This window comes from Enterococcus sp. DIV0561, assembly GCF_050539875.1.
In the GTDB taxonomy this organism is placed as follows: domain Bacteria; phylum Bacillota; class Bacilli; order Lactobacillales; family Enterococcaceae; genus Enterococcus; species Enterococcus faecalis.
Map to the genome: position 1 here is coordinate 1,559,965 of NZ_CP172927.1, position 21,380 is coordinate 1,581,344.

The following is a 21,380-nucleotide window of genomic DNA, read 5'->3' on the forward strand; positions in this document are numbered from 1 at the left end:
TTCAGTTGACGTTATAGTAGCACAAATTGACCGTAAAATGAATGATTTTCTCATTGTTTCGCTAGATTTTTATTATAAATATCTCAAAAAAACGACAGAGAAGAAAATAGGAGAACTTTGCCCTTTTCAACAAAGTTCTCCTATTTATTTATTTTTCGAAACGCCATGTCCGAATTTCAAACGGACGTAATGGTGCATCAACTTCTATCGCCGGTGTCAACGGTTCTTCTAATACATTTGTTAAACAAGTCGCTGGTTGTGTCTCTTTGTGAAGTTCACAAGGAATATTTTGCGCTGTTAGATTAAAGCCACGAACGACTAAATGATTCGTTTGCTCTTGACGTTTAACGGCTGTCCAACCAATTGGTCCTTCTGCCGTTGTCAAGTAGACATGGTTCGGTGCTAGTTTACCTTCATGACGCGCAGTAGTAGCTACAGTAAAAGGAATTTGTGCACTATAGGCTTGTTGATACGTAGCAAAGCGTTCTTCTGGTTTTCCATGCAATGACAAACCATATTTAAAGGTATATTCTCCTTGGCATTGTGCTTCTGGTGTTGCAAAATAGCCCCAATCACCTAGTTCGCCAACACAACGAATTAATGTGACCGCAATGGTTCCATCTGCCAAGACTTCATACTCATTTAAGCCTTCATTGAAGATAGTCACGCCTTTGTTTTGGTCATGAACATTCACAAACGCTTGTTGGTGCTGCGGGTTTGTTGGATTTTCCCATGTATCGCTTACTTGATTTGGTCGTGTCACGACTTCATAAATACTATCCGCTTCGTGTGTTTCTGTGACCATGCCAGTTGGGAAAAGCACGCGTAAACGATGATCTTTGATTTGATTATTAATGGTTGTTTCAAAGAACAATTGGTTACTTTCTTTGATCATTGTAACCACTGTCGTTATTTCGAACGGGCGAAGCGTCGTTGAACGTTGTGCTTGGCGTTCTCTAAACTCACGAACAGCCTTTTGTTCTTCTTCTAATCGTTCATCTGCTGCAACTGGTAACATGACGGTTTGTTTAATTTGATAACTTGCTTTTACAGGGGAATTTTCTTTATTCGTGATTTCAGCCGTTACATTTTCAGTTGTAATTCCTTGGTCTTCGGTCGGTTTGAAAAAGATATATTCATTCCCAATATCGCCAGTATCTTCAAATGTTAACAATTTTGAAAATGTTTCTCCTGTTTTTTTGTCAGCAATGGTTAAGCTACCATTGTTTTCAATTTTCACTTGAATAAATTCGTTTTCCATTTCATTTGTTGCTGGTTGAGCCAAAAGACTTCCTTCAAAAGCTTTCGTTTCTCCTTGAATCAATGCAAAGCTATCCCAAGAGAATGGCGCCATTTCTTTGACAGATAATTCGACCGTTAAGTATTTAGCCATGTACGGTTGACGGAAGGCATCTTTAGGTAAATCGTAACCAAAACGAACATCTTCTTTGACAATACGGCTTGCAACGGCTTGTCCTGTTGGATCAATCACATGATAATCTGGGGTGGCTTTTTGTTTTAATTCATGATAAAGATCTTCAGGTTTTCCTGTATAAAATGGCAATCGTTCAATCTCCACTTCCACAGTGACAACCTCCGTTTTCTGATAGCCACTAGTATTAAATAAAACAAACGGGTGCGCTTTTTCTGGGAAAACACTTGTATCAATTGCTTCTGTTAATTGTCGTGTTGCTTCATCTGCTAAGAAATGCCCGACATCATTGGCATTTTCAAAGCGAGTCATCATGCCTCGGTGAACCTCGTCGACAGAACAGCCACAAATACTATCGTGCGGATGGTTTTGAAGCAATGTTTTCCAAGCATAATCAAATTGGTCATGTGGGTAGTCGCCAGTTACTTCGTAAGCCATTGCTGCTAAAGGTTCTGCGATATTTTCTAATTGGCGTTGGACTTTTGTGTTCCACTGTTTTAAATAGACGCGAGCAGAAGAAGTATTGGCTAATGTGTACCAGCCATCCGTTTCTTGACTCGTTAATTCGCCTGTTACTGTTCCTAAATCTTCTGGTAACTCCTCTTGAACAGCTTTCAAATAGTCATCGAAATTGGAATGAATAAATTCATATTCTGGGAATAGTTCATTGGCTAAAGCGATGGCCTTAGTAATATCTCTTTGTACCGGTTGGTGGTCGACCCCATTCATCATCAATAAATGGTTTGTGGAAGCGTAACGTTCCACATCAGCCAATTTTTGTTTCCAAAAAGCGATTGCCGCTTCTTTTTCTGAAGGAATTTCGTTCCCGTTACTATACCAGTTCGCAAAAAGCAAGCCGAAAATTTTCGTTTGGTCAGGACCTTCCCACCACATTTCAGAATATTGTGAGCTATAGTCGCTTTCTAAGACTTGATTATCAAAGCCAATCGGTTTCACCCCGCGTCCAAAGGCAGCCGCAGGCAGATTTGCTAATTGCATCATTTGAGGTGTTTGACCCATATTCCCAAATGTATCCGGGAAGTAACCTAATTGAACTGGTGCTCCCCATTTTTGACTTTCTAAATGCCCAATCAGCATGTTTCGAACATTGGATTCAGAGCTAATTAAAAAGTCATCTTGTAAAATATAAAATGGTCCGATTTTTAGTTTGCCTGCTTGGACAGCTTTTTTCACGGCTTCTTTTTTCTCTGGGCGAACTTGTAAATAGTCGTCTAAGATAATCGTTTGTCCATCTAAATGGAAACTGTTAAACTCTGGATCATTTTCAATTAAATCTAATACATTATCCACTAATTCAATTAAGCGCATATGATGTTCTTCATAAGGAAGATACCATTCACGATCCCAATGACTATGGGAAACAATATAGACTTTTTTCTTTGTCATCACTTTTCCTCCTATTTTTCCACTCGGATGTCAAAATAATCCATAACTAATTCACAAAACATCATATTAGCCCATGAAAACCATTCTCTTGTATAATTTTCAGGATTATCTACGTCAAAACCTTCATGCATCAAATGAGTCCCCGCATCTGTGGCAACTAATAAATCTAAAATTCGTTCTTTTTCTGCTTTATCTTTGGTTGTCATTCCTTCCATTGCTAAAGCAATCGGCCACACGTAATTTTCTGGTGTATGCGAGCTACCAATCCCTTTCGCGTATTTGCCTTCATAGAAGTAAGGATTTTCTTTACTTAATAAGGTTTGACGCGTTGTTAAATATTGTTCATCCTCTGTTGAACAATAACCCAGATAAGGGGCTGCTACTAAATTGGGAACATTACTGTCATCCATCACGCTTGCATTGCCTAAGCCATCCACTTCATACGCGTAAATCGTTTCGTTATTTTGATTTTTTGTTCGTCCAAATGTTTGGATGCCTTCTTCAATCTCTTCTTGTAATTTTTTAGCAATCGCCACAATCGTAGCATCTTCTAAAACATCAGAGAAAGTTTCTTGAATATAGCCTAAAATTACAACTGCAAACATGTTAGAAGGAACTAAGTAACCATATTGGCAGGCATCATCACTAGGACGGAAGCCTGACCATGTCATCCCTGTTTTGCCAACTGGTGTTCCTTTCCCTGCTTCAACCAACGTATCTTCTTGACGCCACGTATCTCGTTCAAATAAATAAGGTGACTGTGCGTGATCTTGTTCTGTTGTGAAAACGTTGAGAATTTTTTTGACGCCTTCCACAAAATCTGAATTAAATTGTTCGGTCATCCCAGTATTTTTATAAAGTAAATAGGCTAATTGGACCGGGTAACATAATGAATCAATTTCATATTTCCGTTCCCAAATCCAGCCATTCATTTCTGTCTTATCAGTTTGATGGCCTGCATGATTATCTGTTTCATTAAACGCATTGGCATAAGGATCAATGCAAATATAACGAAACTGGCGCTTAACCAAACCAGCAATCATTTGAGCAAGGTCTTCGTCTTCTTTCGCAATCACTAAATAGGGACGAACTTGTGCTGTTGAGTCTCTCAACCACATTGCTGGAATATCGCCTGTTAATAAAAAGGTAGTACCATCTTCTTGACGTTTCACTGTTGTTAGTAAAGTATTGGCAAAGGCCGCCTGAAAGTTTTTTGCCCAATCTTGATGTGCTTCACCGCATTTTTCTGTAATTGTCTCCATAAATGTTGCTACGGATTTTGGAACTTCTGTATAAACCATTCTCGTCACCTCTTAAATTTGATATATCATTTCACAATTGAATTATAGCGTTTACATTTCACTTTGTCTAGTGATTTCGATCATTTTTTTCATTTTAAAACCAATTAATTTATGGTAAACTATAAATAAGATATATCTTATTGTGAGGTGAAATGAATGAAGCAACCATTATATCAACAAATTATTGATTATTTACAAAATGAAATTGATTCAGGGCGATTGCCTGTTGGAGCGCAAGTGCCTACCGAAAAAGAATTATCGGCTCAGTTTAACGTCAGTAGAATTACGTCCAAACGAGCGCTAACTGAGTTGGAAACGCAAGGCGTAATCCAACGTCACCAAGGAAAAGGAAGTTTTGTTCAAGCACCAAAGCACCCTCTCCATACCTCTTTAAATAAAGTTCTTTTTTTATTACCTTTTGCAGACGATTTATCAGTAGGAAATTTCTATAGCGGTTTGGCCCCTACTATTCAAGCAGCTGGTTTAGAAGTCTTTATGACCTCGCCTAATTTTTTGAGAGAGAAAAATGCTGCGGACATTGTGAATGAGTTTGCCGGGCTTGTCTATTATGCTGCTACTAGTAATGACTACCTCGACTTATTGTTTGAGTTGGCTTTGATGAATTTTCCAGTCGTTGTCTTGGATAAAAAGATCCATGATTTACCTTTTACAACCATTCAATCAGACAACTTTGCTGGTGGTAAAACAGCAACCGAACGCTTAATTGGCTTAGGACATACGAAAATTGGATATATCCTTTCTGGAAGTCCAGCCCTACAATCCGTTCGGCAACGTTATTTAGGTTATCTCCAAGCTTTAAAAGAAGCCAATCTGGCGTTCCATACAGCAATCACAGAAACCAATCTCTTAGATGAACACAACTTTAAACAGTATTTTGAGGCGCACCAACTCACAGCCGTGGTCTGTGATAATGACTTCAGCGCGTTACATTGTTTACGAAACTGTAAAAACCTAGGTATTCATGTGCCAAAAGAATTATCGATTATTGGTTTTGACGATATTCAAGCAGCAGCATTTGTCGAACCGCCATTAACAACCATGGCGCAAGACTTTAAAGAAATGGGAAAACTAGCTGGCGAAGTGTTATTACAAACGATGCAACAAGATCTTCAAATCTTAGAAGACATTCAAGTGCCTGTCACATTAATTGAAAGAGAAACCATTTCTACTGTTTCAAAATGAGCCAAAAAAGAAGAGCGTGGGACAAAAATCACTTTGGATTTTTGCTCCACGCTCAAAAACTAATAAACGGCGGGAACAGAAGCAACTCCTTCGGAAATAAGCCGAAATTCTCCAAAAATTAAAGAACAATTTTCGGAAATTCCTTCTTATTTCTCGGAGTTAAACACTTCTGTCCCGACCTCTTCTTTTTATTCCTTAGTGCTAAATGTTTTGGTATCTACCTCTTTTTTAAACAACGCTTTTAGTTCTTTGATAAAGTAGCGACCAATCGGACTGATTTCCCGATTTTTGGGAAAGAGTAAACAAATACGATTTTCCAAAGCTGGCGCCAATGGCACTAACCGAATTTCTTTCTTCGTAAAACCCGTTACGACTCCTGAACCAGAAGCATAAGCATTGGTTTCTACCAACAAATTCATCAAGGTTCCACGATCTGTAGTATGAATGACCGATTCCTGTTCAGGAATTTCAACTAAATCTTCAGAAAAATAGGAAAAATTGCTTCCTTCTTGATTAAAGCGGACTTGTGGATAGGGAACTAATTCCTCTAAATGAATTTCTTTTTGCTTGGCTAAAGGATGATGATTTCCTAAAAAAATGTGTGTATTAAAGGTACTAATTACCTCGTAGGCTAGATTAGCTTGTTCTAAATACCGTTCAATACTGACACTATTTTGTTCATTTAAATAAATAATCCCCAACTCACTGTGAAATCCTTTGACGTCTTCAATTACTTTTAAGGTTGTGGTTTCAAAGACACGAAAATCTTTATATTGATCCCCATACTTTTTAAGAACTTTGGCAATTACTTCACCTAAAAAATCGTAATGTTGCGAAGAGATGGAGAATCGTTCGCTGGTCACTGTCTCGCGATAGCGATTTTCCAATAACTCCATTTGAACTAAGACTTTCTCTGCTTGTTCTAAAAAAACCATTCCTTCTTCTGTTAAAAAAGCGCCTTTATTAGTACGTAAAAAGAGGGAAATCCCTAGTTCTTCTTCTAATTCCCGAATACTATTTGACAAGCTAGGTTGTGTAATAAATAGTTTTTTGGCTGCTTCCCGAAAACTCCCATTGTTAGCTATGGCAGCAACATACTTCATTTGTTGAATATTCAACACTTTTTCCTCCACACACTAATCATTTGAAAAATAAATTTTACGCCCATTCAACGGCTGAAGGGGCCGATTGTTAAAGGCCAACATGCCTTCCTTGATCTTATTTAAAAAGGCTTGATCCATTTTTTGAATGGTATCAAATACAAACCATTTCACTGGACCCTTAGTTGGCGGTGTTGTTAACGAGCCTACATAATGGTAGTGTAGACGCTCCTCTGGTAAAAAGATTGACGGATTAAACCATTGTTGGTGCGTGCCGTTTTCCCAGTCCATCGGATGATTCGCTTCTGAAAAACGATTTTCTTCCTCTGTGATGGTAAACAGGCAACCGACAACTAAATTTTCGCCAGCATCATTCATATGAACCAAATGGAATTCTAGCGGATACTGCTTTCCCGACAGCAAATGTTCGCTAGGCATATGAAAATGGATATCGGTTAAATGATACGCAACATTTTCAAACATTACGTAACTTTCCGTATTTGGTGGTACAAAATGAAACGTATTTTTGAATTCTTTTTCAGTGAATTCTTCTTTTTTATAATGAAACGTAATCTGAGAATTTACTGTCTCAGCACTTTCTTTTTCTAAAGCAATTGGCGATTGATAAGCAAACTTAGCACCTTCTGCAAACCAGTCACATAGCGTATGCCAATGTTCCGGTCCATCGTTGCCTGTATAGCTCCATTCAACGTCCATATTTTTTATTTTTTTCATACACTCTTCCTTCATTTCCACATAGTAATCAGGTAAAACTCATGTTAAAACTCTATCCTAACATCTTTTCTACGTCAAACAAAAGAACTTAGATCATTACGCTCCTCGGCAAATGACCTAAGTTCTCCTACCGTTAAATCTGGTTACTGAAAATGACACTAAAAATCAGACGACAAGAACCATCTTTAGTTCAACGGTTATTTGCCCCAGTTTTCAGGATCTTTTTTCCATTCTTGTAATAAGGTAACATCTTTTTCTTCGATATAGTTTGCTTCTAATGCAGCATCAATTAAAGTTGAATAATTGGTTAACGTTAGTAACGTCATCTGTTTATCTGCAAAATTTGCCGTTCCTTTGGGTAACTCATAAGTGAAGATTGCCGCAACGCCTAAAACCGTTGCTCCTTCACGTTCCGCCGCTTCTGCCGCTTCTAACACGCTACCGCCGGTTGAAATTAAATCTTCGATAACTACCATTTTTTGTCCTTCAGAAATTCGGCCTTCAATTTGATTCCCTTTGCCGTGATTTTTGGCTTTACTGCGGATATAAACCATTGGTAATCCTAAAATATCGGCTACCCATGCCGCATGTGGAATCCCTGCGGTAGCTGTCCCAGCAATCACTTCGACTTCTGGGAAAGTTTCTTTAATTTTTGCCGCTAAGCCTTCTGCAATTTCTTTACGCACAGCAGGATAACTCATCGTGATACGGTTATCACAATAAATCGGGCTTTTTATGCCACTAGCCCAGGTAAACGGCTCATTAGGGTTTAAAAATACCGCTTCAATCTCTAATAAATCTTTGGCAATCTTTTTTGCTACTTTTGTCATGTTACTTTCCGCTCCAGTCTTTTTTGATTTCTTGATAGGCTTCATAAGGATTTTCTGCTTGGGTAATAGGTCGGCCAACAACGATATATGTGGACCCGATTTCGCGAGCATGTTGCGGCGTAACGACCCGTTGTTGGTCACCTACTGCACTTCCTGCTGGACGAATACCAGGTGTTAAACAAATAAACGTCTGCTTGGTTGCTTCTTGAATACCACGTGCTTCTAATGCTGAACAAACCACGCCATCCAGACCCGCTTTTTCCGCACATTTAGCATAATGAATGACACTTGTCTCTAAAGAAACGTTAATTAATTGATCATGGTGCATCTCTTCTTCACTAGTAGAAGTCAACTGGGTTACAGCAATTAACTCAGGAACCTTAGCGCCTGGCTGAGTCCCTTTGATTAGACCTTCCTTAGCTGCTTGCATCATTCGAACGCCCCCTGCTGCATGGACATTGGTAATGGCAACGCCTAATTTTGCTAAATTTGTCATCGCTTTTTCCACAGTATTCGGAATATCATGTAATTTTAAATCCAAGAAAACATCGTGCCCTTGTTCTTTAAGCCAGCGAACAATCGCTGGTCCTTCTGCGTAAAAAAGTTCCATCCCCACTTTAACAAACAAGGCTTCTTCCTTAGGAAATTTTTCTAAAAAAACAGCCACTTCTTTTTGCGTGGGAAAATCTAACGCAATAATTGGTCTATCGTGCATTTTGCTGCTCCTCTCTCACTTCTTTAATTAATTGTTCCAACGATTCAATACCTAACTCTTCCATTCGCTTAGGTAATCCGTCAATCAACTTCGGACAAATGTATGGATCTGTAAAGTTGGCCGTACCAACCCCGACAGCGCTAGCGCCTGCCATGAACATTTCCAAGACATCGTCCACTGTTTGAACACCACCCATTCCAATAATTGGCAACTGAGAAACACTGGCGACTTGTCGGATTAAGCGAATGGCAACAGGTTTAATGGCTGGGCCAGATAGTCCACCAGTTTGATTGGCTAAAATAGGTTTTCTCGTTTTTAAATCAATGCGCATCCCTAGCAATGTATTAATCATAGAAAAACCGTCTGCACCCCCTGCTTCAATTGCTTGGGCGATTGGCACAATGTCCGTTACGTTTGGTGATAGTTTAACATAAATCGGAACAGAGGCGACTTTTTTGACTGCTTGTGTTAATTGAAAAGCAACCTCTGGATCTGTACCAAAAGCTATGCCGCCATGTTTCACATTGGGACAGGAAATATTCAGTTCAATTGCTTTGACGTTAGGCGCTTGCCCAATTTTTGCGCAAACAGCCACATAATCCTCTTCGCAAGCACCTGCAACATTTGCAATAATCGGTAAGTTAGGGTATTTTTCTAATTTTGGTAATTTTTCTTGCATAACCACGTCTAAGCCTGGATTCTGCAATCCAATGGCATTTAGCATACCACTAGGTGTTTCAGCTACACGTGGTGTGGGATTTCCATATCGTGCTTGGGGGGTTGTTGCCTTAATCATAATTGAACCTAATTGATCAAGGTCATAATAGTTAGCATACTCTTCCCCGAACCCAAAGCAACCACTGGCGGGAATAATTGGATTTTTTAATGTTAAACCTGGAATTGAAACAGCTAAAGGATTTTTCATTATAAGATAACCTCACTTGCTTTAAAAATCGGACCTTCATCACAGACCTTGACACTTTTTGCTCCAGTAGTGTCTCCTTTTTTATGGCAAACGCAGGCATAGCAAGCCCCAATTCCACAGGCCATCCGTTCTTCTAAAGAAAGGTAAACGTGTGGATGTGTTGGAAATAAAGAATCAATTGCTTTTAACATACCATTCGCACCACAAGCATAAACTGCATCAGGGATCCGTCCTTTTGCTAACGCTTCTGACAATAAACGGCCCACGTTGCCATGAGCGCCAAACGAGCCGTCATCTGTGGCAAAATGTGTTTCTCCTAATGCCATAAATTCTTGTTGGTAATAAGCAACCTCTTTTGATGCATAACCAAGAAAATGAATCACTTTCACGCCTTTTTCATTGAGTTGTTTTGATAATTCATACAATGGGGGAATCCCGATTCCTCCACCAACGATAAAAGCAGTCTGACCAGCTGCTACGGCAGTTATATCAAAGCCGTTTCCTAAAGGACCTAAAATATCTAATTGTTCACCAGCCTTCATGGTGGCAAACACTTCCGTTCCAGCGCCTTCGACTCGATAAATCAAACGACAGGTTTCGTTCGAATGATCAATTTGGTTGATGCTAATCGGTCGCCGCAAAAGTAAATCTGCACGCGGAACCTTGATATGCACAAACTGTCCAGGTCGTGTCATCTCTTTCACTAACTCGCCTTGTAAGTCTAACTGATAAATCCGTGGCGCTAACTGTTTTTGAGCTACAATGGTCATCATTTCTTGCTTTCTCTGCATCAGTATCCTTCACTCCTTTATTCTCTGATTCCCCTATAAATGATTTCTATTTCTTCGTAAAAGAATCTGGAACAGTCCTCCTCAGACGATTGTTCCAGATTTTTGCTTAAATGGCTTCTGTCGTAAAGGCTCTTGATTCTAAAACTTTTAAAATCGCATTTGCTGTGTCAAGTGAGGTAAACAATGGAATCCCATGTTCGACTGCTTCCCGACGGATTGAAAACCCATCTTGGTTGGCACTGGAACGATTTTTATCCATGGTATTGATTACCACTTGTGCATTCCCATTACGGATGACATCCAGCACGGTTTCCCCTTCAGGATTAGAAATTTTTGTCACTTTCTTAACAGGCAACTGATGCTTCGCTAAAAAGTCAGCGGTTCCTTCCGTTGCGACTAAACTATAGCCAATTGCTGAAAAACGCTTAGCAATTTCTAAAGCCTCTTCTTTTGTTTCATCAGCAATGGTGAAAAGTACAGCCCCATAACTTGGCAAATGCAAGCCAGATGCTTCAAAGGCTTTATACAAGGCTTTTTCTAAATAATAATCACTACCCATAACTTCCCCAGTTGATTTCATTTCAGGCCCTAAGTACGTATCTACTTTTTGTAGTTTCGTAAAGGAGAATACAGGGGCTTTCACATGAACTTGTTTACTTTCAGGGTATAATCCATCTTGATATCCTAGGTCAGTCAATTTCTCACCAAGAATCGCTTTTGTAGCAACTTGGGCCATCGGAATCCCTGTGATTTTACTTAAGAAAGGAACTGTTCGACTCGCACGAGGATTCACTTCAATCACATAAACACGATTTTCATGAATAACAAATTGAATATTCATCATACCTACACAGTTTAAACCAAGTGCCAGTTTTTTTGTATAATCGGCAATCGTTGCTTGAATTTCTTGAGAAAGATACTGCGGTGGATAAACCGCCATTGAATCACCAGAATGCACGCCAGCTCGTTCAATATGTTCCATAATCCCTGGAATTAGTACTGTTTCACCATCACAAATGGCATCAACTTCACATTCTTGTCCCAATAAATAGCTATCAACCAAGACAGGATGTTCTGGAGAAGCTTTGACTGCATGTCGCATATAATCTTCCAAATCCTTTTGATTTTCGACAATTTCCATTGCACGACCACCTAAAACATAACTTGGACGCACTAAAACGGGATAGCCGATACGATCAGCAATCACAACTGCTTCTTCTGCACTTGTGGCTGTATCTCCTGGTGGTTGAGGAATCGCTAACTCTTGCAAAGCTTGTTCAAATAAATCACGATTTTCCGCACGATCTAAATCTTCAATCGTTGTTCCAAGAATTTTAACGCCTTGTTTTGTGAGCGGCTCAGCTAAATTAATCGCTGTTTGTCCACCAAATTGGACGATCACGCCAATCGGATTTTCTAAATCAATCACATTCATGACGTCTTCTAAAGTTAATGGCTCAAAGTATAATTTATCAGAAACAGAGAAATCTGTTGAAACTGTTTCAGGATTACTATTCATAATAATTGCTTCATAACCAGCCGCTTGGATCGCTTTGACAGAATGAACCGTTGCATAATCAAACTCGACCCCTTGACCAATGCGAATGGGACCAGAACCTAATACTAGTACAGAAGGCTTTTTCGAAACATTGCTTTCGTTTTCTACTTCATACGTGCTATAAAAATAAGGCGTGTGTGATTCAAACTCTGCAGCACACGTATCCACCATTTTATAGACGGGCACAATTTGATTGGCTCTGCGGAAGTCAGCGATGGCTTGTTCTGTTTGTCCCCAAAGTGCTGCAATTTTTCGATCAGAAAAGCCATTTTGTTTGGCTTCTTTCAAGACAGCTACGTTGTCCACGTGACTTTCAAGGGCCGTTTCAATCTCGATAATGTGTAAAAGTTTATCCAAGAAGAATAAATCAATTTTCGTTAAACTTTGTAATTCTTCGATGCTATATCCTCTACGAATGGCTTCTGATAAGTAGAACAATCGATCATCTTGCGCATGGACCATTTTCTTCGTTAATTCTAAATCACTGACATGACTTAGTTCTGCTAACTCGTTGTGATAAGCACCAATTTCTAAAGAACGAACTGCTTTTAATAAGGATTCTTCAATATTGCGGCCAATTGCCATGACTTCCCCGGTTGCTTTCATTTGTGTTCCTAGTTCTCGAGCACCTTTTTCAAATTTGTCAAAAGGCCAGCGAGGAATTTTGGAAACAACATAGTCCAAAGCGGGTTCAAATTCGGCATAAGTGGTTCCAGTAACTGGATTTTTCATTTCATCTAATGTTAAACCAACAGCAATTTTTGCAGCTAACTTCGCAATGGGATACCCTGTGGCTTTGCTAGCAAGTGCAGATGAACGAGAAACACGAGGATTCACTTCAATCACATAATAATTAAAGCTATGTGGATCCAAAGCTAATTGAACATTACAGCCACCTTCAATTTTTAATGCACGAATAATTTTCAAAGACGCATCTCGCAACATTTGGTATTCATAATCTGATAAGGTTTGACTCGGAGCAAAAACAATCGAATCCCCAGTGTGAATGCCGACAGGATCAAAGTTTTCCATGTTACAAACCACAATCGCATTATCAGCCGAATCACGCATTACTTCATATTCAATTTCTTTAAAACCAGCAATACTTTTTTCAATTAAACATTGTGTAACTGGTGATAATTTCAGACCGTTTTCGGCAATCTGACGGAGTTCTTCTTCCGTATCGCACATGCCGCCGCCTGTTCCACCTAAGGTGAATGCGGGACGAACGATAATTGGATAGCCAATTTGTTTGGCAAAAGCCACGGCTTGTTCCACCGTATTGACAATTTCACTTTCTGGAATCGGTTGTTCTAATTCTTCCATCAATTGTTTAAATAAATCACGGTCTTCCGCTTGGTCAATCGCACTGAGCTTTGTTCCTAGCAATTCTACATTTAGCTCATCTAAAATTCCTGATTCCGATAATTCCATCGCCATATTTAATCCAGTTTGACCACCTAATGTTGGTAGAAGAGCATCAGGACGTTCTTTTCGCAAAATTCTTGAAACAAATTCTAAAGTAATCGGTTCAATATAAACATGATCCGCGATTTCCTTATCGGTCATGATAGTCGCTGGATTTGAGTTTACTAAGACAACTTCATACCCTTCTTCTTTTAGCGCTAAACAGGCTTGTGTGCCTGCATAGTCAAATTCTGCTGCTTGTCCAATAATGATTGGTCCTGAACCAATCACCATGATTTTCTTGATGTCCGTTCGTTTTGGCATTAGTTTTGCTCCTTCCATGCATCCATTAATTCCATAAATTCGTCAAATAAATGAAGACCATCGTGCGGTCCTGGAGCCGCATCTGGGTGATATTGCACAGTAAAAGCTGGATAATCTCGATGACGCACGCCTTCAACCGTTCCATCATTGACTTCCACGTGGGTCACAAGTAATTTTTCTGGATCAATTGTTGCTTCGTCCACGGCATATCCGTGATTTTGTGAAGTGAAATCAATGCGTCCTGTTGCAATTTCTCGTACAGGATGATTCAAACCGCGATGTCCAAACTTCATCTTATACGTATCCGCACCATTCGCTAATGAAAATAACTGATGACCTAAGCAGATGCCGAAAATTGGAACTTTTCCTTGGATTGCTTGAATCATTTCAATAGCTTCAGGTACATCTTTGGGATCTCCAGGCCCATTTGTCAACATGACACCATCGGGACTTAATTCTAAAATCTCTTCGGCCGTTGTATTATAAGGCAACACGGTTAAGTTGCATTGCCGTTTTGATAATTCTCGCAAAATACTATGTTTCAACCCGAAATCAATGACGACTACATTACGCCCAATACCTGGACTCGGATAAGGTTTAGTGGTGGAGACTTGTGCCACTTGATTTTTCGGCATGACCGTCGCTTTTAGTTGATCAAATGCATGCGGCAAATCATCCACGGCATCAATGATGCTCCCTTTCATTGTTCCAGCTGATCGTAACTTACGAGTCAGCGCACGCGTATCAATTCCTGAAATTCCCGGAATCCCTTTGCGCTTTAAAAATTCATCCAAGGTCATTTGTTGACGCCAATTTGAAGCAACCCGCGCATGCTCTTTAACAATGACACCTTTACAGGTTGGTGCAATGGATTCATAATCATCTCGGTTGACCCCGTAATTTCCAACTAATGGATACGTAAAAGTAATCATTTGTCCATTAAAACTTTGGTCAGTAATTGCTTCTTGGTAACCTGTCATGCCAGTAGTAAAAACAACTTCTCCTACTACATTGCCTTCTGCACCAAACGCTTTTCCTTCAAATACTGTTCCGTCTTCTAAAATCAATAACCTTTTCAAACCTACTGCGCCTCCTCCGACCAAGCTAATGCTCCGTCAACAAATGTCATAAGTGTCTTTCCTTTGACTGTCCACCCTGTAAATGGTGTATTGACAGCCATTGATTCAAATGCTTCTGCATCAATTGGTGCAGCTGTTGCTAAGTCAAAAACTGCAATATCTGCTGGTGCACCAATTGTTAGTGTTCCTGCGTTTAATCCGAAAATTTCTGCCGGTTTCACTGCCATCCAATCAATTACTTGTTCTAATGTGAAAATGCCTGTTTCGACAAAGTTCGTATAAATCAATTGGAAGGCCGTTTCACTACCGACAATGCCAAAAGGTGCGTTTAAAAATGATTGTTGTTTTTCTTCTAAACCATGGGGCGCATGGTCGGTAGCAATACAGTCAATCGTGCCATCTAACAAGCCGTCAATCAATGCTTGTCGATCTGCTAAACCACGTAATGGTGGGTTCATTTTCCAAAACCCTTCGTCACCAGGAATATCCTCATCGACTAAAATTAAATGGTGAGGCGAAACTTCGGCTGTTACGTGAATCCCTGCTTTTTTAGCATCCCGAATAACGCGCACGCTTTCTTCTGTTGAAACATGACATACATGATAATGAACGCCTGTTTCTTTTGCTAAAGTAATATCCCGAGCAATTTGTGAAGCTTCCGTTGCACTTAAAATCCCTGGCAGGCCTAATTTCTTAGAAATTTCTCCTTCATGCATCACACCACCAAATAATAAAGATTCATCTTCCGTGTGCGCAACAAGCGCCATATTTAATGCAGCAGCTTCTTTCATGGCTAAGTACATCGTTCCTGCCGTTTGGACACCAACACCATCATTCGTAAATGCAAAGGCGCCCGCTTCTTTTAAGGCCTTCTGATTGGTTAAAACTTCACTCCGTAGCTCTTCTGTAATGGGGGCATATTGTAAAACTTTCACGACTGCATCTTTTTGAATTAAATCGTAAACTTCACTTAATTTTTCAGCCGTATCTGGTACTGGATTCAGATTGGGCATTGCACAAACCGTAGTAAAACCACCGCGAGCAGCAGCTTTACTACCCGTTTTAATCGTTTCTTTATACGTAAAGCCTGGTTCTCTAAAGTGAACATGCACATCCACCAAGCCTGGCGTGATTAGTTGCCCTTTCGCATCAAAAACTTGCTCAAAATCTGCTTCGTCAAACGATTCCCCGATTGCGTGAATCACACCATTTTCTAGCCAAAGTGCTGCCTCAATCAATTGATTCTCTTTTTTGATGATTTTTCCATTCTTAATTAACGTCTTCATTTCTCCACCTAGGCCTTTCCATGTAAAATTGCTTCTAAAATTGCCATGCGCATAAAGACTCCGTTACTCATTTGCGCGACGATTCTTGATTGCAGACTTTCCACTAATTCATCTGCCAGTTCAACATCCCGATTGACTGGCGCTGGATGCATAATAATTGCGTGTTTCTGTAAACGAGTTGCCCGTTCGTTGGTTAACCCATATTCCAAATGATAGCCTTCTTTTGAAAAACTTTCCTTACCATCATGACGTTCGTGTTGCACGCGAAGCAACATCATCACATCGACTTTTTCAACAATTTCATCTAGCGGCACATATTGTCCATAGACATCAAACTGATGATCGTACCACTCTTCTGGACCTGAAAAATAAATTTCAGCGCCTAAACGGTTTAATAACTGCATATTTGATTTAGCAACGCGAGAATGTGTAATATCTCCCACAATCGCCACTTTCAAGCCTTCAAATCCACCAAATTCTTCATAAATGGTCATCAGATCCAATAAACATTGTGTAGGGTGTTGTCCACTCCCGTCCCCACCGTTAATAATAGAACATTGAATCGTTTTACTTTGAATCAATTCATCGTAATAATTTTCTTTACCATGACGAATGACTGCTACATCTACACCAATTGCCGACATCGTTAGTACTGTGTCGTATAACGTTTCTCCTTTTTGAACAGAACTTCTACTCGCTTCAAACTCAATCACTTCTAAGCCTAATTTTTTCTCAGCTACCTCAAAACTTTTATGTGTTCGAGTACTATTTTCAAAAAACAAGTTTGTTGCAAAATATTGACGTTCTTCTGGGTGCCATTTTGCCCCCTGTTTAAATTCTCCTGCGCGACGGATTAACCCCATGACTTCACGGTCGGTTAAAGCCTCAGCAGTTAAAAGATGTTTTAAACTAATTCGTTCAGATGTAATAATCATTCGTCCAGTCCTCCTACTGTTCTTCGCTACGTGCGTTTTCCGGTAAAATTAAATTCAAAACAATTCCTAAGACAGTTGCTAATGCCATTGAAGACAATTCAAAAGTTCCTACTTTGAAGACTAAGCCACCAATGCCGATGACTAAAATTACTGAAGCAATCAATAAATTCTTTTTCTTATCAAAATTAATCTTATTATCGATTAAGATTTTCAAACCACTTGCGGCAATCACACCGAACAAGACGAAACTAATTCCTGAAATAACTGGTCCTGGGATACTTAGAATCAAGGCACTTAATTTTCCAACAAAGCCTAAAGCTACAGCGAACACCGCGGCTCCACCAATCACGAAGACACTGTGTACTCTTGTAATTGCCAACACGCCGATATTTTCACCATAACTTGTAACTGGCGGTCCACCAACAAAACCTGCTACAATTTGCGCTAAGCCATCTCCCATTAAAGTTTTAGATAAGCCTGGGTCTTGGAAAAAGTTGCGCTTGGTTAATTTATTCAAGACCATTAAATGACCAATATGTTCTGTCATTGTTACAAAAGCAATTGGTGCCATTGTTGTAATGGCATTTAAATACAATTTCGGTTCATATTGAACAAAAGGTACTTCAAAATTCGGTAAAGCAAACCAAGCAGCTTCTTTAATAGGGGTTAAATCAATAATTCCGAAAGCTAAAGCGACTAGGTACCCACTAACAATTCCCAAAAGAATTGGAATTAATCCTAGGAAGCCTTTGAAAAACATGTTGTAAAAAATGGTTAAACCTAAAGTAATTAAGGCTACGGCAATATATTTAAAATCATAAACGTTGTTGTTATACATTGCGTTATTTGCGGCATTAGCTGCCAAGCCTAAACCGATAACCATCACGACAGGTCCTACAACGATAGGCGGTAAAATTTTATCCAACCAGTCGGAACCAATTTTTTTAATGATTAATGAAACGATTAGGTATACCAAGCCGGTTGTCATAGCACCTTGAGCAATGGCTGGATAACCATCACTCTTCATTAACATCTGCATCGCTGCAATAAAAGCAAAGCTACTGCCAAGATAGGCGGGGATTTTTCCTTTTGTAGTAATCAGATAGACCATTGTTCCTAATCCTGAACTGACTAACGCAATCCCTGGGTCAATTCCCACTAAGATTGGTACTAAAACCGTTGCGCCAAACATCGTAAATAAATGTTGTAAACTTAGGCCAACCCAGTGAAAAGCTTGCGGTCTGTCTTTAATATCTAAGACTGCATCCTCATTTCGAAATTCTTTTTCTGACAACGTTGTTCACTCCTTTTTATTCGTTTCCTTTACTGATCATAATACGATCTGCGCCGTCACGCTCTTCCATTTCCACAATAATTTCCTCAGTTTTTGATGTTGGAATATTTTTTCCTACATAATCGGCACGAATCGGTAGTTCCCGATGCCCACGATCTACTAAGACTGCTAAAGAGATTTTTCTTGGACGACCTAAATCCATAACAGCGTCCATCGCAGCACGAATGGTCCGGCCTGTGTACAAGACATCATCCACTAAAATAACTTCTTTACCTTCAATTGAGACTGGTACGTCAGAAGAATGTAATTCAGGTTCCTCCATATCTTTCACATCATCACGATACAAAGTAATATCTAATTCACCAACTGGCACGTCAATATCTTCTAATTGTTTTAAGCGTTCGGCTAGACGTTGTGCAATGTATATCCCACGCGTTTTAATTCCTACTAAAACAATGTCTTGAATTCCTTTGTTTCTTTCAATAATTTCATACGAGATTCGAGTAAGCGCTCGTTTCATTGTGACTGCGTCAACAACTTCTTTCTTTGGCATAATAATTTCCTCCTCATTTCTTTTTTATCTACGTCCTCGCTGTCTTGGGGTCAGCGATTCTTCCTTCAATTGAGCAGCTGAAAAATAAGTGGGTTTTTATTGAAATTGTCCTGTTATTTTTTCCAACAAAAAATCCTCCTACCCGTATGAGGATAGGAGGATGTTGGTTACAGTTTAAAAAGGTACAAGGGTACCATGTAGCCCACACAACTTACTAACTAAGCGCACTTAGTGTTCTTTTGCATGATTCCTTCTTAGCCTCACGGGACTAAACTTAAAGGTTACAGTTATTTAGTTATTTTTCTTCTTAAAAAAGAGTTTACCTCTTCTTCAGAAAAAAATCAATGATTATTTCTTAATTGGTGTAAAGTTTTTTCAAAAACTTCTGGTAAAGGTGCTTCAAAAACTAATTGTTCACCTGTAGTAGGATGTGTAAAGCCTAATAACTTCGCATGTAAAAATTGCCCATTGCCAGGCAATGTTTTTTTCGGTCCATATAACGGATCTCCAGCTAATGGATAACCGATATATTTCATGTGAACACGGATTTGATGTGTCCGGCCTGTTTCTAGTTGTAATTCAACTAAGGTAAATGCATCAAAACGCTCTAAAACAGTAAAGTGCGTGACTGCTTCTTTACCGCCTTCAATGACCGCTTGCATTTTGCGGTCAACCTTGGAACGACCAATAGGTGCATTTATTTCTCCCTTATCGTGAGGAATAACACCGTGGACCAAGGCAACGTATTTACGTAACGATGTTTTTTCTTTTAGCTGTTTCGCTAATGATTCATGGGCTTGATCATTTTTAGCCACCATCAATAGCCCCGAAGTATCTTTATCAATTCGATGAACAATTCCCGGTCGCACCACATCATTTATCGCCGATAAGTGATCCGCATGATGAAGTAACGCGTTCACTAATGTACCATTGGGGTGCCCTGCCGAAGGATGAACAACCATGCCTTGAGGTTTGTTGACGACAATCACATCATTGTCTTCATAAACAATGGTCAAAGGAATATCCTCTGCTACCATATCTAGAACTTCTGGTTCAGGAATTGTTACCACAATTTCATCGCCTGCTGTAACTTTGTAATTTGCGCGGACCGTTTCACCATTAACTGTTACGTGTTTTTCTTTTAACCATTGTTGAATTTGCGAGCGGGAATGATTGGGTAAATGTTCACTTAATACTTTATCAATCCGGCCTTTTTCTGTTTGAATCGTTACGTTAATTTGTTCCATTTTTGCCTTCCTTTGCTGCTTTTTCATCTAAAATCAAATAAATAAATATACAAATAACGCCGACCACTAACGTACTATCTGCAACATTAAAAATAGGAAAATTCATAAAATCCGTTTGGAGCATGTCCACCACGTAGCCTAAACGTACACGATCAATAAAATTTCCAATGGCACCTGCTAAGACAAAAGATAAACCTACAGAATACCAGATACTTTTTTTATAATTCTTAATTAATAAATAAATAATCACGACACTAACAATTACTGTGATGACATAAAAGAATATCATCTTTCCTTCTAATAAGCTCCAAGCGGCTCCGGTATTTCTTAAATGGGTCAGCGACAAAAATCCAGGAATGAATTCTTTTGTTTCACCCAAAGAAATGTTTTGGACCGTCAAATATTTGCTCCATTGGTCAAGCCCTACTAATAAGGCACTGATTAAAAAATATACTACTAACAATCGCGTCATTCCTTTTCTCTATGAATACTTGCTAAATCTCTTGGTCGAACAATGCCTACTAACTCACCATTAGGATGGCCACTTTTACTAATAAGCACAGCTTCTAAGCGTGGCTGCTCCCGAAACATTTGTTCAACTTCAAAAACGGTTGCTTCAATTGAAACAAATTGATAGTTGCTGCGTTTATAATTTGATGCCAACAATTCTCGCACCGTTCGGTTGGCAATGTGAACTTCGCCTTTGGTGCTCTCAATGGCAAACCATACACCAATCCCTCGAACCGTGATTAATCCTTTAAATACACCTTTTTCATAAATCGGAAATTGAGAATATTGTTTTTTTGCAATAATCGTTAATAACGTTTCTAAAGAAGTGGTGATTTCAAAAGCTGTAACACGTTTCGCAAATTTAGGCACTACTTTTTCTGGTTTTGTTAAAGCTTGTTCAATCGTTTCAATTCGTTGAACTGCCCATTCGTTTGGCTCTGCAATTACAAAATCATCAGCAATTCGCTCATGAACGATGGCATTTCTTAACTGAGCCATTTGAAGCAAATCCTCTTCAAATTGAGCAATCTGTCCTTTTTCTTTTCGGGAAAGACGTCTTGTCATTTCACTGAATCCCATATTGACAGGATTGTTCAGTCTCTCTCTCATCCACTTTTCAATGCGATTAAAGTGTGCTAAAAATGTATCTGCTCGTTCCCCCATAGTCGTTGCTCCTTATAATAAACTACGCAATAAATTTCCGTCATTATTTTTTATTGAGCTACTTTCAAGTATATACTAAAAATAG

The 21,380-nt window shown here is 39.3% G+C and carries 18 protein-coding genes; 1 reads left to right on the plus strand and 17 read right to left on the minus strand.

What is annotated here, in order from left to right; translation table 11 throughout:
- Nucleotides 1-148: 148 nt before the first annotated feature.
- Both IGM13_RS07590 and IGM13_RS07595 read right to left on the minus strand, forming a co-directional pair.
- Nucleotides 149-2,839, minus strand: a complete 2,691-nt coding sequence (locus tag IGM13_RS07590) for an alpha-mannosidase (RefSeq protein ID WP_002420149.1) — start codon at nt 2,837-2,839, stop codon at nt 149-151.
- Between the two features lie 11 nt (nt 2,840-2,850).
- The gene (locus IGM13_RS07595) at nt 2,851-4,140 is read right to left on the minus strand and encodes a glycoside hydrolase family 125 protein (protein WP_002420147.1); all 1,290 of its coding nucleotides are present in this window, start codon (nt 4,138-4,140) and stop codon (nt 2,851-2,853) included.
- A 156-nt stretch (nt 4,141-4,296) separates the two neighbouring features.
- Here IGM13_RS07595 and IGM13_RS07600 point away from each other — a divergent pair, with 156 nt between their 5' ends.
- Nucleotides 4,297-5,343 (plus strand): GntR family transcriptional regulator, encoded by a 1,047-nt coding sequence (locus IGM13_RS07600; RefSeq protein WP_002420146.1) that lies wholly within the window; start codon nt 4,297-4,299, stop codon nt 5,341-5,343.
- Between the two features lie 188 nt (nt 5,344-5,531).
- On the opposite strand, the gene IGM13_RS07605 is transcribed toward IGM13_RS07600, so the two are convergent.
- The 15 genes from IGM13_RS07605 to IGM13_RS07675 all read right to left on the minus strand — a co-directional run bounded on the left by IGM13_RS07605 (nt 5,532) and on the right by IGM13_RS07675 (nt 21,295).
- Nucleotides 5,532-6,461, minus strand: a complete 930-nt coding sequence (locus IGM13_RS07605; protein ID WP_002361904.1) for a LysR family transcriptional regulator — start codon at nt 6,459-6,461, stop codon at nt 5,532-5,534.
- Nucleotides 6,462-6,479: 18 nt separating this feature from the next.
- On the minus strand, nt 6,480-7,193 hold the full coding sequence (locus IGM13_RS07610; protein ID WP_002382382.1) for a carbonic anhydrase: 714 nt from the start codon (nt 7,191-7,193) through the stop codon (nt 6,480-6,482).
- 182 nt (nt 7,194-7,375) lie between these two features.
- Entirely contained in the window at nt 7,376-8,008 is a 633-nt protein-coding gene (pyrE, locus tag IGM13_RS07615) for an orotate phosphoribosyltransferase (protein ID WP_025188669.1), read from the minus strand.
- Nucleotide 8,009: 1 nt separating this feature from the next.
- On the minus strand, nt 8,010-8,723 hold the full coding sequence (gene pyrF / locus IGM13_RS07620; RefSeq protein WP_002365730.1) for an orotidine-5'-phosphate decarboxylase: 714 nt from the start codon (nt 8,721-8,723) through the stop codon (nt 8,010-8,012).
- Nucleotides 8,713-9,651 carry a dihydroorotate dehydrogenase gene (locus IGM13_RS07625; protein WP_025188668.1) on the minus strand — a complete coding sequence of 313 codons (939 nt, stop codon included), beginning with the start codon at nt 9,649-9,651 and terminating at the stop codon, nt 8,713-8,715. The genes pyrF and IGM13_RS07625 overlap by 11 nt, the downstream gene beginning before the upstream one ends.
- Nucleotides 9,648-10,439, minus strand: coding sequence for a dihydroorotate dehydrogenase electron transfer subunit (locus IGM13_RS07630; RefSeq protein WP_002420143.1), 792 nt, complete (start codon nt 10,437-10,439; stop codon nt 9,648-9,650). Before IGM13_RS07630 ends, IGM13_RS07625 begins: the two co-directional genes overlap by 4 nt.
- Nucleotides 10,440-10,545: 106 nt before the next feature.
- Nucleotides 10,546-13,728 (minus strand): carbamoyl-phosphate synthase large subunit, encoded by a 3,183-nt coding sequence (carB, locus tag IGM13_RS07635; RefSeq protein WP_010707526.1) that lies wholly within the window; start codon nt 13,726-13,728, stop codon nt 10,546-10,548.
- Entirely contained in the window at nt 13,728-14,807 is a 1,080-nt protein-coding gene (locus tag IGM13_RS07640; protein ID WP_025188667.1) for a carbamoyl phosphate synthase small subunit, read from the minus strand. Before IGM13_RS07640 ends, carB begins: the two co-directional genes overlap by 1 nt.
- 2 nt (nt 14,808-14,809) lie before the next feature.
- Nucleotides 14,810-16,093 (minus strand): dihydroorotase, encoded by a 1,284-nt coding sequence (locus IGM13_RS07645; protein WP_002420140.1) that lies wholly within the window; start codon nt 16,091-16,093, stop codon nt 14,810-14,812.
- Nucleotides 16,094-16,101: 8 nt separating this feature from the next.
- Entirely contained in the window at nt 16,102-17,028 is a 927-nt protein-coding gene (locus IGM13_RS07650) for an aspartate carbamoyltransferase catalytic subunit (RefSeq protein WP_002357411.1), read from the minus strand.
- A gap of 13 nt (nt 17,029-17,041) precedes the next feature.
- On the minus strand, nt 17,042-18,322 hold the full coding sequence (locus IGM13_RS07655; protein ID WP_002357410.1) for a solute carrier family 23 protein: 1,281 nt from the start codon (nt 18,320-18,322) through the stop codon (nt 17,042-17,044).
- 16 nt (nt 18,323-18,338) lie between these two features.
- Nucleotides 18,339-18,878: a bifunctional pyr operon transcriptional regulator/uracil phosphoribosyltransferase PyrR gene (gene pyrR / locus IGM13_RS07660; RefSeq protein WP_301280621.1), complete on the minus strand. Its 540-nt coding sequence runs from the start codon at nt 18,876-18,878 to the stop codon at nt 18,339-18,341.
- A gap of 338 nt (nt 18,879-19,216) precedes the next feature.
- The gene (locus tag IGM13_RS07665) at nt 19,217-20,122 is read right to left on the minus strand and encodes an RluA family pseudouridine synthase (RefSeq protein ID WP_002371061.1); all 906 of its coding nucleotides are present in this window, start codon (nt 20,120-20,122) and stop codon (nt 19,217-19,219) included.
- On the minus strand, nt 20,109-20,585 hold the full coding sequence (gene lspA / locus IGM13_RS07670; protein ID WP_002360174.1) for a signal peptidase II: 477 nt from the start codon (nt 20,583-20,585) through the stop codon (nt 20,109-20,111). The genes IGM13_RS07665 and lspA overlap by 14 nt, the downstream gene beginning before the upstream one ends.
- Nucleotides 20,586-20,590: 5 nt before the next feature.
- Nucleotides 20,591-21,295 carry a CBS domain-containing protein gene (locus tag IGM13_RS07675; protein ID WP_002360173.1) on the minus strand — a complete coding sequence of 235 codons (705 nt, stop codon included), beginning with the start codon at nt 21,293-21,295 and terminating at the stop codon, nt 20,591-20,593.
- Between the last annotated feature and the right edge of the window lie 85 nt (nt 21,296-21,380).